We start from the raw sequence: 14,558 nt of genomic DNA on the forward strand, positions 1-14,558 counted from the left end.
CAACCTCACTTATTATGACGGTGAGGATGGTTTTTACTGCTTCACGACGAACGGATTTAAAATGAGAGAATCTTCCGATAATGGGAGCTCTGATTTAAATTTAAAAGACAATTTTAAGTTGCAAAAAGACGAATTACCATTATAGGATAGAATATTATACAGATGAAAAACGATACTCAATCTGCGTTAATATCTTTTGTAACCCAAAAATCGCCATGATTTTGTCCTTTAGAGCTTAGAGAAAATGTAAAAGGCCATGCAAGGCTATTAGCAAGACATTGGACATCTTTACATAAAGTTTCTGATCTATAGTTTTTGCGTAGTTGTGCCTGTAATATCAGTTCATTTTCCTTCCCTTGCGCAATAGCAGTTGCAATGATTCCTTGAATGGATAAGCTCAAGTCTGCTGTACGCATTAATGACTCTGTTACCTTCATCATACCTTCTGAAAAGCTTATCTGAATATCCCAGTGATCAAATGTTGTTGAAAAAGTATCATTATTCATTAAAAGAAATTGTTGTTTATTTGAAAGTCTTGTTTGTAATTCATTCGGATCATACCCTAATAGCCGACCAGAAGACATCTTCAGTGTTAACTCACCCTGCATTTTCGTAAAAATTTCTGGCCAAGAATCAGCAAGTGTTCGTACCGTTGCAGTAAAATTCGTTTTGCTTTGTATAAATGGAATAAATCCCAAGATTTCTAAAGTCTCCTGCATATCAATAGAAGCACCTGAAATATTTCCTCCAATACGCACTTTCTGTCCAGCTGAGGTAACTTCAATATTACTTTGCACAGATCCACCAAAAATATTCGCATGTCCAAGATCAAAAATACCATGACCATCTCTTATTTGTATTGCAGCAGCTAAATTTGTGAGTGAAATATTTCCTATTTTAGCTTGTGGCGCAGAAAGTCGTATATCCACGCCAATACAATCAAAAGTTCTCATGTCAAAGCAGGCATTTTTCTTTTTACCTGAAAAAAACATTGAACCCAAGAGGCTAAGGTCTAGATTATCAAAGGCTAAAGAGCCCATGACATTTGGTACATAATCTTGAAAATCGAGTTTTAAAGCTCCTCGCGCATTGGCTTTCCCCATCGTAAATGTAACATTGTTCATTTGGATATGCATTGGCTGCGCTAAAAAATGAGATTCCCATACAATGGGTATTTTTAATTTATGTCCCCAAAACTGATTTCCACCAACCCAAGACAATGTCTGATTCCATCCAGGAGAACGCATTGACACTTTTCCGTCAAAAATATAATATTCAGATAATCGAGCCTTTCCTGTAAAAGTTATTCCCCCACGTACAGAATTGAGACTTGCCCTAATATGACTTTTGCCTCCAGCAAGAAGCAGTAATGCTTGAGAAGCATCAAGTGATAATTTTGTAAACTCTCCGCGCCAACGCGCATCTGCACGTAACCGTACTTCCTGAGTTGATTCCGGCCAATCTAAAGTTGCATTTAATCCTGTTATTTTTTCTGCTACTCCTGAAAAACTATCGTGATACACAAGAACACCATTTTTAATGACAATCCGTCCAAAAGGTTGTTTTAAAAGGTGCTCTATCTCTGGATGCTCAGGATTATGTTTTAATATTTCACGCGTATTACGTATTGCCACCCCTAATGCACCTTGTGAGCGAGAAAACCGATCAAAAAAATCTGCTATTGTTTTAACAGGCTTTTCCATAACAAATTGAGGACGCATAATCCGCGTCTCTGAAAAAGAAATATGTCCCCAAAGAAGATCGACGACAGAAAGATCAACTTCTATTGATTCAGCTTCCATTAATGGCGCAACATCATCCATTTTTGATGTTAAAGTAACGCCAGAAAGAAATGCTTTAGGATAAGGAAAAAGATGTAACCGCGGTGGATCACGCAATTGCACATTGTAACCCGTCCACGCACTTAAATCCTGCGCTAAACGAATACGAATCGCATCTGTAGAAATAAGATAAGGTAAAACGAGAATCCCCACTCCAAATAAAAAGATAATTGTAATAAAAACTCCGCTCAAAAATTTTATTATTCTGATGCGCACATTATCCCTCTATACTTATCCCCCTATAACAGATTAAAAACAAACTTAAATGATCATAAAAAGTTTTTATAATCCTATAATTCACTATATCCACTTTGTATCTTCATTATTTTTGTTCTTTATCCAAAATTTATTCAAACAGCAATGTTGCTGCTTCTTTATAAAGCAATTATTTAAAAGTCTTCAAAACTATAAATCCACAACATTATAAAACCATTCTTACTGTTCTCATATGAATATTGCTATAAAACTCTATCGTATTATTAGAAAATGCTTTACAAAAAAAACAAACAGCCTTACCGAAAGGATCTCTGAATGAATAATATTATCGACGGAAAAAAACTTGCTGAAGAGATTATTGTGAAAGTTAAGGCCGAAACAGCAAAGCTCCGCCATCACTATAATATACAACCTAGTATCGCTGTTATTATCGTTGGAGATGATCCTGCAAGTCAAGTATATGTCACCTCAAAAAATAAAAAAGCCGAAGAATGTGGGTTTCTTTCAATCAAACATGTCGTTTCCAAAGAAACGCAAGAAAAAGAACTCCTTCAACTTATTGCAACATTAAATTCTGATCCCAAAATTCATGGTATTTTGGTACAGCTGCCTCTCCCTGCTCATATGAATACAAATCGCATAACACAAGCCGTTGCTTTCCAAAAAGATGTTGATGGTTTTCATTATATTAATGTAGGAAAACTCGCGGCAAATGCACTTGAAGATGCAATTATTCCCTGCACTCCAGCTGGTGCCATGATGATGATTGAACAACACTGTGGACGAGATTTATCTGGACTTGATGCTGTCGTTGTTGGACGCTCTAATATTGTTGGAAAACCTATGGCTGCCCTTTTAACAGCAGCCAATGCTACTGTGACAATTGCCCATAGTCGTACCCGTGACCTTGATGATGTGTGTCGAAGCGCTGATATTCTAGTAGCAGCTGTAGGCCGCCCACAAATGATTAAAAAAGACTGGATAAAAGATGGTGCAATTGTTATTGATGTCGGTATTAACCGCGTTGCTGCACCAGAAAAAGGTATAGGGAAAACACGTCTTGTTGGTGATGTCGATTTTGAAAACGTAAAAGAAAAAGCTGCTGCGATCACCCCTGTTCCAGGAGGCGTTGGACCAATGACAATTGCCATGCTTATGGTTAATACACTCAAAGCCGCCGCGCGATCACACAATCTGCCGATACCAAAATTCTAAAAATTGTAACAATTCCTTGTATATGGTTTCATTGTATATGATTCAGCTTATTTATTTTTGCATTTTTCATGTCATAAAAACAGATGCCCCTTGATCTGCACGATTAACGGATTGACGAAAAACATGAAAAAGTTCGCGTCCAACACCATGTTCGTTTTTTGAAAGATCCGGAGGTATGATTTTTCGCGCGTTAAATTTTGCTAAATCCTCCAAAAGAGTTAATTTACCCTCATGAGCATCAAGAAAAACAATATCACCATCCTGCAAACGTGCAATGGGGCCATTATCCACTGCTTCTGGTGTCACATGGAGAGCAGCAGGAATTTTTCCTGACGCTCCTGACATACGCCCATCGGTTATCAATGCTACCTTTTGACCGCGATCTTGTAAAACGCCTAAAATGGTTGTTAATTTATGAAGCTCTGGCATACCATTGGCTTTTGGTCCTTGATAGCGAATGACAGCGATAAAGTCTTTATTATGCAACACTCCAGATTTAAAAGATTTTTGTAGTTCCTCTTGATCATTAAAAACAAAGACTGGTGCTTTAATCTGCCAATACTCTGGTTTAACAGAGGAAACTTTTATAATAGCTGTTCCCAAATCTCCTGATAAAACACGAAGACCACCATCAAGCTGAAATGGCTTTCTCCACCCCGCTAACACCTTATGATCACCACTCTCCTTAAGAGCCGCTTCACGCACCACATGACCATCAGCAGAAAGCTTTGCTTCAATTGCATAAGCATTGAGATCTTTACCAAAAACCGTAGAAACATCTTCATGGACCAAGCCTGCCTCGATAAGCTCGCGAATAATAAATCCCATTCCCCCCGCAGCGTAAAAATGATTAATATCTGCTAAACCGTTAGGATAAATGCGCGCTAAAAGAGGCACAACGGATGAAATTTCTGCAATATCATGCCATGTCAATTTAATACCGCAAACAGCAGCCATAGCAATCAAATGAATCGCATGATTGGTAGAACCTCCTGTTGCATTTAATCCTACAATGGCATTCACAAAAGAACGCTCATCAATGATCATACCAAGTGGACTATAATGATCACCAAGATCTGTCATTTCAAGTACACGTTTCGTAGCTTCTTTTGTTAAAGCATCACGCAACGGTGTATTCGCATTAATAAAAGAAGCTCCAGGCATATGAAGCCCCATCATCTCCAGTATCACCTGATTAGAGTTAGCTGTTCCATAAAATGTACATGTTCCTGGCCCATGATAAGAACGTGCTTCCGATGCTAGAAGTGTTTGGCGATCTATTTTATTTTCCGCGTAAAGTTGACGTATCTTTGCTTTTTCATCATTACCTTGACCACTTGTCATAGGACCAGCAGCTATAAAAATTCCTGGTAAATGACCAAATGTTAGGGCACCAATCAATAAACCTGGCACAATTTTATCACACACCCCAAGATACAATGCTGCATCAAAGACATCGTGTGATAAGCTTATAGCTGTTGCCATTGCAATTACTTCACGCGAAAAAAGGGAAAGCTCCATCCCCGCATTTCCCTGCGTAACACCATCGCACATCGCGGGAACACCACCTGCAACCTGTGCAACACCACCAACCATACGGGCCGACTCTTTAATTAAGTGAGGAAATTTTTCAAAAGGTTGATGTGCTGAAAGTATATCGTTATATGCCGTGATAATACCAATATTCCCAACGATATTTCCCTTCAAACGCTCTTTATCTATTGCACCACAAGCAGCAAAGCCATGAGCCTGATTGGCACATCCTAAAAAACTCCGTTTGGGGCGATGAACTTGTGCTTTCGCAATACGATCTAAGTAAATTTCTCGTGTTGATCGAGAACGTTCATAAATTCTTCGTGTAACTGTGGCAATTGTCTTGGAAAGTGCCATATTTCTCTCCCCCTTTCATTGTTTCTTCCCCTCATTCATTGAGAGAGATTACGTTTTATTCACTTTGTGTCACATATTTTGATTCACTTATTTCATTTTCTGCAGGCGACCAATAAACCTGAACGAGATGAGGGGAATTACGCAGAATTGCCCGAATAGGCATTTCTATTTCAGACCCGTCTTGACAAGCTTCTTCAAAACAATCGCGTTTCTGAAAACCTTCGAAATGGAGAATAATACAACGAGATTGCATAATAACTGGCAAAGTTAGTGAGAGTCTTGGCTCAACAGCACTCTTAGCATGAAGGGGTAAAACAAGTGCTTGTGTTCGTAAATCAAGCGCTTGCTTTAAACGATCAGAATCAGGAAAAAAAGAAGCCGTATGTCCATCCTCCCCCATTCCTAAAACAACAACATCAAAGGGTTTAGGCAAAGTATTAACACGACTCGCCGCTGAAAAAGCAGCAAGTTCAGCAGTAATTGCTTTATGATAAAGCCCTACAAAACGTGCTTTTGCGGCAAAATTTTGTAACAAATGACACCGTACCATATGTTCATTTGAACGTTCATCGTGTGCAGGGACAAAACGTTCATCGACCAACGTGATAATAATCTTTTGCCAATCAATATCCGCTTTTGACAAATAATGAAAAAACAATTCTGGTGTTTTACCACCAGACACCGCTAAAACTGCTCTCTTGCGCTCAAGAACAGATACACTAAGCTCTGCGGCTACTCGATCTGCTAATGCCAAAGCTAAAGTCTGAGGGGTTTCAAAGTCTAAACGATCAATATTCATTCTATACATACTTATTGCTCTAAACTAAATTGTTCCATATACGCCCATCACGTTCCATGAGGCTCATCGAAGCAGACGGCCCCCATGAACCAGCGTTATAACTGTGAACAGGCTGTTGTATTGCTTCCCATCCCTCAATGATTGGATCAATCCAACGCCAAGCAGCCTCAACTTCATCACGACGCATAAACAGTGTTTGATCTCCACGAATAACATCCATTAATAAACGTTCATAAGCATCAGGATTACGTTCAGAAAATGCAGAAGCAAAACTCATGTCTAATGGAATGTGACAAAACCGCATACCGCCATAACTTGGATCCTTAATCATCAACCATTGTTTTACACCTTCATCAGGTTGGAGACGAATTACAAGCCGATTAGAAAAAATTTCATCTAAATCCACATTAAAAATATTATGAGGAATAGGTTTAAAAACCACAACAATTTCAGACATTCGCGTGAACATGCGCTTACCTGTTCGTAAATAAAAAGGCGTATTAGCCCAACGCCAGTTATCAATCTTAACCTTAAGTGCTACAAATGTTTCACTCTTACTCACTCTTCCCAGATCATCAAAATAAGACTCTACCGATATACCATTTGATAGACCAGAAAGATACTGCCCACGTACAGTATGCTGCCCTACATTATGGACATCAAGCGGTGTTAAAGAATGTAAAACTTTAAGTTTTTCATCGCGCACAGCATTAGCACTGTTGGTAAATGGTATTTCCATCGCAACCAAACAAAGTAATTGTAGCATATGGTTTTGAACCATATCGCGTAAAGCACCAGTGCTTTCATAATATTCTGTACGCCCTTCTAACCCTAAAGATTCAGCAACGGTTATTTGAACATGATCAATATAATTGGAGTTCCATAGCGGTTCATAAAGTGTATTAACAAACCGCAATGCCATTAAATTTTGAACAGTTTCCTTCCCAAGATAATGATCAATACGAAAGATCTGCTCTTCATTAAAGGCGCTTGCAAATACATCATTAAGTGAAATAGCTGTTTTTACATCGCAACCAATTGGTTTTTCAATGATAATCCGTGTTTGTGGTGTCACCAAATCATTTTTTTCCAACTTCATCGCAATATCAGCAAAAAGTGACGAACCAACAGCCAAATAAAAAGCTCGAATATCCGCTGAATCTTGTGACAGAAGGAGGGCTAAATCCTCCCACCCTCGATTTGAGGTAACATCAACAGAAATGTAAGTTAAACGTGCAAGAAAACGATTGAGTTCTGTTGAATTGAGATCTTTTGGATGGATATGTTTTTCTAAAGAAATGCGGACAAAATTTTGATATTCTTCACAACTTAAGGAAGTGCGCGAAACCCCAATAATACGTGTTGGCTCACTGAATTGCCCAGCACACTGACAATGATACAAAGCCGGCAAAAGCTTGCGCAACGCCAGATCACCATTGCCACCAAAAACAATACAATCAAAGGAAGAAACTGGAATAATTTTACGCACCATGAACTTGTTTATTTTTCTATTCGATTATGAAATCCCATATCACTTATAAAAGCTTTCATCATTAAAGCAGACAGATACTAAATAAGCCATTAATTTTCTTCATTTCAAGCAATGTTTACATTAAAGGCGATCCAATAAAGAAAACCAACGCATTGCTAAAAATATAAGCGGATAACGCAAAACGCGTCCCCCCGGAAAAGATGAAATCTTTAAGTCTTGGAAATAGGAAAAACGTTCATATTTTCCAGTTAACCATTCTGCGTATAATTTTCCCACGAAAGGAGCCAGCATAACGCCATGCCCTGAATAACCACCACAATAAGTCATCCTTGAGAAAAGTTGGCGAACATAGGGCATGCGTTCAACTGTGATGGCAACCGTTGCTCCCCACCGATGGCTTAAATTGATAGAATGTAATTGAGGATAAATTTCAACAATTTGCCGTTTTATACGTTCATCTAAATTTAGAGGATGCTTATTATCATAACTTTCTACACCACCAAATAAGAGACGATTATCAATGCTTTTGCGAAAATAGCGAACCATAAAACGGGAATCATCAACCGATTCCCCCCCTATAAGAATTGAACTATGCTTTGGTAATGGGTCCGTTGCTCCAATATAAGAGCGAATAGAAACAATATTTTTCTCAATAAAACGCTCCAGACCAAGTTTATACCCATTTGTTGCAAGTAAAACATGCTCTGCTGTTACACTGCCTTTTTCTGTTATTACTTTCCAATGTGCTCCCTTGCGCCTTATGGTCGTTACTTGTGACTTCTCATAAAGCTTAGCACCAGCATCTTGTGCTCTTTTTGCCAACCCAATAATCAATTTTAAGGGATTTATATGACCGGTATCCGCATCATAAATACCACCACAATAAAAAGTTGATCCAAGTCGCTCAAATGTTTCAGCCTTATCCATAAAAGTAAGCGCGTGATAGCCATAACGCTGCATCGCCTCAATATGCCGTTGATAAGAGAGAAGCTCACGCCTTTTATGAGTTACAGAAAGCTGTCCTCCTATCAAATCACACGGACAATTAGGCATTGCGCATAAAGCTAAAATATCTCTTTTAGCTTCTTCTGCCAAATCAAACAGAGCCTTACTCCGCTCAAAACCATACTTTTTTTCTAATGTTTCTACCCATTGCCGTTGCCCTGTTCCCAGCTGTCCACCATTGCGCCCTGAAGCACCATCACCAAAACGTGATGCTTCAAATAAAACAACATCTACTCCAGCCTTGGCTAAATGATAAGCAGCCGAAAGACCCGTAAATCCGCCTCCAATAATGGCAACATCACACTGTCTGTTTTCACAAAAAGAAGGATAAGAGGGGCGCTCTTTTAAAGTATCTTCATACCAAGAAATTCCTGGAGAAATTGAATTATCATCAATCATCGTCATAAAATTTAAACATTCAGCAGGAGATATTCACGCTCCCACGGACTAATTACTTCCATAAAAGTTTCAAACTCTTGTCGTTTGATTGCAGCATAAGTACTGACAAACACATCCCCTAAAATAGCATGTATTGCTGTATCTTGTTCAAACAAATTAACTGCCTCAATGAGTCCACGCGGTAACTCAATATTATCAGCATTCACATTATTTGTCGTTGGCTCATCTGGCTCAATTTTTTGCTGTAAACCAATGAGACCACACGCTAAAGAAGCTGCAAGAGCTAAATAAGGATTCGCATCTGATGAAGGAAGCCTATTCTCGACACGCCGCGCTTGAGGAGCAGAACGAGGAACACGAAAAGCTGTAGTACGATTATCATATCCCCACCGCAAATTAACAGGAGCCGAATTATCAGGTACAAGACGTCGATAAGAATTCACGTAAGGCGCAAGCATCACAAGAACCCCTGGCATATGTTTTTGCAATCCACCAATAAAATGGCGAAAACAGATACTTTCTTCACCATTTTCCTGTGTAAAAATGTTCATACCCGTTTTCTTATCAACGACCGATTGGTGAATATGCATCGCAGAACCTGGCTGCCCCTGAATGGGTTTTGCCATAAATGTCGCATACATATTATGTTTTAGTGCTGCTTCACGAATTGTTCGTTTAAACATAAAAACTTGATCCGCTAACTCAATAGGATCACCATGACGTAAATTAATTTCAAACTGACCTGCTCCTTCTTCATGAATGAGGGTATCAATTTCCAATCCTTGTGCCTCTGAAAATTGATAAATATCATCAATCAAATCATCAAATTCATTAACACCAGCAATGGAATACCCCTGTCCACCACCAATTGAACGCCCAGAACGACCAACTGGTGGAACTAACGGATAATCAGGATCGGGATTTTTTTGTACCAAATAAAACTCAATTTCTGGTGCAACAACAGGGCTTAAACCCATTTTTGTGTAAAAATGAACCACTGTTCGTAAAACATTGCGTGGTGTGTAATCCACAACCTGACCATTTTGATACACAAGATCACAAATCACCTGTGCCGTAGGAGCATCTTCCCATGGAACAATGCTTAACGTAGAAAGATCAGGCTCAAGGCGTAAATCACCATCTGCTTTAGGATATTCAAAACCATGACCATCTTCCGGATAATCCCCTGAAATTGTTGCCATAAAAACTGCTGAAGGCAATGCCAATGATGTTTCCGATGTAAATTTTTTAGAAAGCATCATCTTGCCCCGTGGTACCCCTGCTTGATCAGGCGTAATACATTCAATATCCTCTACCTTACGGGAAGCAAGCCATTGTGAAACTTGTTCCCAATTGCACACACCACGTAAACTTTTGAGAAAACGAGAGACAGGTTTAAAATTCTTACTTTTCGTTTGTTCACCATTTTTTACAGCCATAACATACCAACTTTAAAAACAATCAAGTCCTATTCTTATTGTATCAGCCCATGCATAAACGACACGAAAAAAAATTATCAACTGATATTTTTGAAGAATACTATAAGATCCATCAAGGTAAAAGAACTTTGCGCTCAAAAAGCTATCCTATCACCATAGTGAAAAAATTGATATTGCACGCGATACATCGGTGCGAACCTTCTCCTTATATAAAACAGCGAGAAATACCATATTGTACGTAACCTAATTCCGATTCAAATAATCATATATAAGCAAACATTGGCGAGAATAATAAAGGCGAGATATTTAATTTCCTTTTGGTTGTAGCAATGCTTAATTAAAAGAAAAGAAACTTTTCTTTTAATATGAAGCAAGTTTTGTAACTCTATTGTTATCCACATAGAAGTAAACACCCTAGGATGGTGAGTAGCCTTTACAGCTGTGCTTACAAATACTCACCCCGCCATAATATGCGTAAATGTATTTTCAGGATAAGTCATACGCTCAACATTTCCGACATAAAACTTAACCATCGCCTGCATAACAGAGCTATCAACCTTGTTCTGAGCGGATGGTACGACTCTGCACTTATATCAATTCCCACCGCTTGACATTGCACTTCGCACACAATATTTAGAGCTGAGAATCCAGTAGAGCATACCAAATCCAATAGATAGGATTTTTTGCTAATTGCGCCATGCGTGATTCAACATTTGATAATCTCCAGCCCACTAAGAGGTGTGTTATTTATATCTCAAAAGCCCAAAAATCAGGATATGAAAACACAATAATATCAATTTTCTTTGAACTAACGTCCTTCATCGTCGATCTTCCACCATCGTAAAATCTTTTTTGTATCAGTTGCTTTCACATACTTTGACTTATGATCTCGTGATACTGTGCAGACCGAGCACACGCCCCCCATGCAAATGCACCCCATTAAGCCTAATCCTATTAGATTCTAGCAAAGATAATGCGGCACGTAACTTCGCCGCAGTCATACCAAAACACGATCTATCCCCGTTTTCCAGTACATGGCACAATCTCAATGAGATTTTAGGTAATATGTCAAAATGGCGTGCACGAGTGATGATGTCATGTAATTCGATAATATTATCACACTGGACATTTATATGTTTTCTAATAGGATAATTCTATCTCTTCTCGAAGTTTTACAGGGATATTAAAAAATATATATCTACCTTTAAAACCATCTTTTTGCGCTAATGATATTTCATAACCAGACGCAAATTCCAAATCCCAGCAACATAACAAAGATGCCCCGCACGTCCATTAAAATACCCTGCTTTTTCTCGCCCTAGGCATTCATAGCCCGACCACGTAAAACAGGATACCAATTACAATATCAGACCATAAGGCTGCAAGAGAAAGTTCTTTTATATTTTTATCTTTACATTGCCTCTTAAACAAGCTCATCTGTTCATATAATGAGTTATATGTATAATACATATAACTTCTACAAAAGGAGGATTCATTATGTTCCGTGAAAATCTTTGGTAATACACTCGGATGATTGGGTCACCAGTCGCCCGTCAATAATATAGTGCGAGTTAAGAAATTGGGGGAGTAAACTATGCAACTCGTGGATCATCCTTTTGTGAAGTTCGATCAACTCAAGCCGATTTACAACTTCACATATCCGTTATTTCGCACTATTTCAAATGAATTTTACGATTACCTAGACTTTAATAAACTAGCGCAAAGTAAGCAGATTCCACAAGCGCGTACCATTTCTCTTTATTTGCATATTCCCTTTTGCGAAACCATCTGTTCCTTCTGTCCCTTTCAGAAAGGGGCCTACAAGCACGTTAAGCAAATCGAATCTTATATGTCAGCGCTTACCACAGAGATCAGAACCAAAGGAAATTTCATTCGCTCGCTTAGAGGGCCCATCCGCAGCATCTATATAGGGGGCGGCACACCGTCGCTCTTGTCCGCAGATAATATCCGCCACATCGGAAAAGTATTGCATGCCGAATTTGAGCTCTCTTCCTTAGCCGAGTTTACACTGGAAAGCGAATCGAAGAGCGTCACACGTGATAAACTTTATGCTGCCCGTGAGATCGGCGTTAACCGGATCAGCTTCGGTATACAGAGTTTCATTGAGCGTTTCCGATCATTGTTTAACCTCACCTCAACACGTGAACAAATCAACAATACCGTGGCTTGGTCACAAGAGATAATTGGACATGTCGGTTTCGACCTACTATATGGCATGCACAGCCAGCAAACCGAAGAACTATTATACGATTTGAAGCAAACCAGCGAGCTTCACCCTGAAACCATCAACCTCTATGCAATCAACAATCTGGCTATCACGTCGCAACTGCATAAGTCTTACGCACAAAAAGGGCTTAAACCGTCCAGCCTACAGCATCGACAGATGCTTCGATTATTTAGCGACATCGTTATGCGCAGCTGCGGCTATGCGCCGTGTAATGGGCATTCCTATATCAAAATTGCCAATAACACTCCTCTAACGCTCGCTAAAACGAGTTCAGCTAATTATTTCCGCTATCACAAATATTTGCATGGTTATCATGACGATTATGTGGTTGGCTTCGGGGCGTCAGCACTGTCGATTCTCGGCTCACTCGTCACACGAGCCAATCCCAGTCGAAGCGGATACATTACCGACATACAACTTAAAGGAAAATCCAAAGTATACTACAATTGGGTATCAGCGGAGCAACAAGCCTCCAAAGCTTTTTGTATGCGGCTACCTTATAACGGCCATGCCGAAAAAGAAAGAATTGACTGGACCGCACTTCCCTCTTTCGTATACAATAACCTACAACAGCTCATAGATGCAGGTCTCATCGCAGAAAGTGATAACAATCTCCAGCTGACTCAGCGTGGTTGGCAATGGTATTCCAACCTTATGTATTTTCTTCTACCTCAGGCGGATAGGAATATTTTGGACGGCTATGTCTCAAACATGCTGAATACAACCGCCGTACTTGATGGAACAGTGGAAACCTGTGTGGCATCTTAAGGAGAACAGAATGTTCAGGCTTTTTTCCAACAAGAACATACGCTATTTTTGCCTAACCGTTAGTCTGCTCGCCTTACTCAGCGGTGCTTTGCGCACTGCCATCCCGCTATTAGCAAGACAATCTGGATATGGCGTAGTCGGAGTAAGTTGGGCGCAAGGTCTCTTCTCATTAGCGTGGCCAATTTTCGGCATCCTTGCAGGCGTTTTACTTGATCGCTGCGACAAAATAAAACTTGCCACCTCAGCTCTCTTCATCTTCATGCTACTGCATATTGTCCTGTTCATACTGCTCATGATACAGATTACTCCAGCCGAACAAATTTTCTTCTATGCAACCATTGCTGGATTCATCGTCGTTTCTGCCGAAGCTTATATAATGACGATTCCACCACTTATCATGGAGGGAGAGCGATTGATGACCTTCTACTCAATTGTCTTGTTCTTAGATTTCGGAGTCTCCTATTTTCTTGCCCCTGTCATAACAAGCAGCATTTTAGCGCATAGCACACTGCTATTTCTCGGCCTGTTAATCGTGCTTTTTATCACATTGATTTTTACCGCTCGCCGTGCTGTTCCGATATCGCCAACACCTGATAAAGAAAACATCACTTTCCGTTATATCATTGCCGGATTTCGTTTCATTTTTTCAAATCGGCATCTTACCTCCCTTACATTACTCACATTCTTTCTATCGGTGGTATTTGGAGCATTCCTAACCTCGTTCATCTTCTTCGTTACCGACAGTCGGTATCTGGGCCTACATAGCAGCCAATATGGCGTGATGTTTGCAGCCTACGCGCTTGGAACAATGGCAGGTGCCCTATTTGCGTCGCGTATACGCTATGCACCGGTGCGCCTAGCTGTTCTCACTGACGGTTTAGGAACTGTTGTCTTGCTTTTGATTCCAGCCTTTTCAAAAAGTGCTGTCGTCGTATGGGGCGTCATCTTTATTGCTGGCGTTGGAGCAAGCTTATGGTTTATTGGTGTTACCGCCTTCAGGCAGCGCCTCACACCAAAGCAACTTCTCGGGCGAGCTAATTCTGCTTTTCGAGTGATAGGCTATGCTGGAACGCCGGTCGGAAGCTTTTTGGTCGGCGTCCTTGGTTCTTTTATATCATTGCAGTTTGCTGCCACCTTTATCGCTGGACTACTATTGGTGGCTATCGCAATAACGCTTCCTTTTCTTTGGCAGGCTGATCATATAGACACACCCAATCCTTCCACGAGGTAACAGCTGCTTTAAAAA

At 39.8% G+C, this 14,558-nt stretch carries 9 protein-coding genes; 3 read left to right on the forward strand and 6 right to left on the reverse strand.

Going from position 1 to position 14,558, the window contains the following annotated elements; translation table 11 throughout:
- Positions 1-176: 176 nt before the first annotated feature.
- Positions 177-2,057, reverse strand: a complete 1,881-nt coding sequence (locus ACFINS_RS04205) for an AsmA family protein (RefSeq protein ID WP_375705917.1) — start codon at positions 2,055-2,057, stop codon at positions 177-179.
- A 315-nt stretch (positions 2,058-2,372) separates the two neighbouring features.
- On the opposite strand from ACFINS_RS04205, the gene folD reads away from it, so the two are divergent.
- A complete protein-coding gene (gene folD, locus ACFINS_RS04210) occupies positions 2,373-3,272 on the forward strand; it encodes a bifunctional methylenetetrahydrofolate dehydrogenase/methenyltetrahydrofolate cyclohydrolase FolD (RefSeq protein WP_375629801.1) in 900 nt (299 codons plus the stop codon).
- A 66-nt stretch (positions 3,273-3,338) separates the two neighbouring features.
- On the opposite strand, the gene edd is transcribed toward folD, so the two are convergent.
- From edd to ACFINS_RS04235, 5 genes are all read right to left on the reverse strand, one after another.
- Positions 3,339-5,162, reverse strand: a complete 1,824-nt coding sequence (gene edd / locus ACFINS_RS04215) for a phosphogluconate dehydratase (RefSeq protein WP_375638021.1) — start codon at positions 5,160-5,162, stop codon at positions 3,339-3,341.
- Between the two features lie 55 nt (positions 5,163-5,217).
- Positions 5,218-5,970, reverse strand: a complete 753-nt coding sequence (pgl, locus tag ACFINS_RS04220) for a 6-phosphogluconolactonase (RefSeq protein WP_375705918.1) — start codon at positions 5,968-5,970, stop codon at positions 5,218-5,220.
- A 10-nt stretch (positions 5,971-5,980) separates the two neighbouring features.
- Positions 5,981-7,453 carry a glucose-6-phosphate dehydrogenase gene (gene zwf / locus ACFINS_RS04225; protein WP_375705919.1) on the reverse strand — a complete coding sequence of 491 codons (1,473 nt, stop codon included), beginning with the start codon at positions 7,451-7,453 and terminating at the stop codon, positions 5,981-5,983.
- A 120-nt stretch (positions 7,454-7,573) separates the two neighbouring features.
- On the reverse strand, positions 7,574-8,857 hold the full coding sequence (locus tag ACFINS_RS04230; RefSeq protein WP_375612109.1) for an NAD(P)/FAD-dependent oxidoreductase: 1,284 nt from the start codon (positions 8,855-8,857) through the stop codon (positions 7,574-7,576).
- A gap of 11 nt (positions 8,858-8,868) precedes the next feature.
- The gene (locus ACFINS_RS04235) at positions 8,869-10,296 is read right to left on the reverse strand and encodes a glutamine synthetase family protein (protein WP_375612069.1); all 1,428 of its coding nucleotides are present in this window, start codon (positions 10,294-10,296) and stop codon (positions 8,869-8,871) included.
- A 1,594-nt stretch (positions 10,297-11,890) separates the two neighbouring features.
- Between ACFINS_RS04235 and ACFINS_RS04240 the strand changes: the two genes are divergently transcribed.
- The gene (locus ACFINS_RS04240) at positions 11,891-13,312 is read left to right on the forward strand and encodes a coproporphyrinogen-III oxidase family protein (protein ID WP_375650683.1); all 1,422 of its coding nucleotides are present in this window, start codon (positions 11,891-11,893) and stop codon (positions 13,310-13,312) included.
- Between the two features lie 10 nt (positions 13,313-13,322).
- Positions 13,323-14,543 (forward strand): MFS transporter, encoded by a 1,221-nt coding sequence (locus tag ACFINS_RS04245; RefSeq protein ID WP_375612067.1) that lies wholly within the window; start codon positions 13,323-13,325, stop codon positions 14,541-14,543.
- Positions 14,544-14,558: the final 15 nt, after the last annotated feature.

Source organism: Bartonella sp. AA2SXKL (assembly GCF_042197205.1).
Lineage (GTDB): Bacteria > Pseudomonadota > Alphaproteobacteria > Rhizobiales > Rhizobiaceae > Bartonella.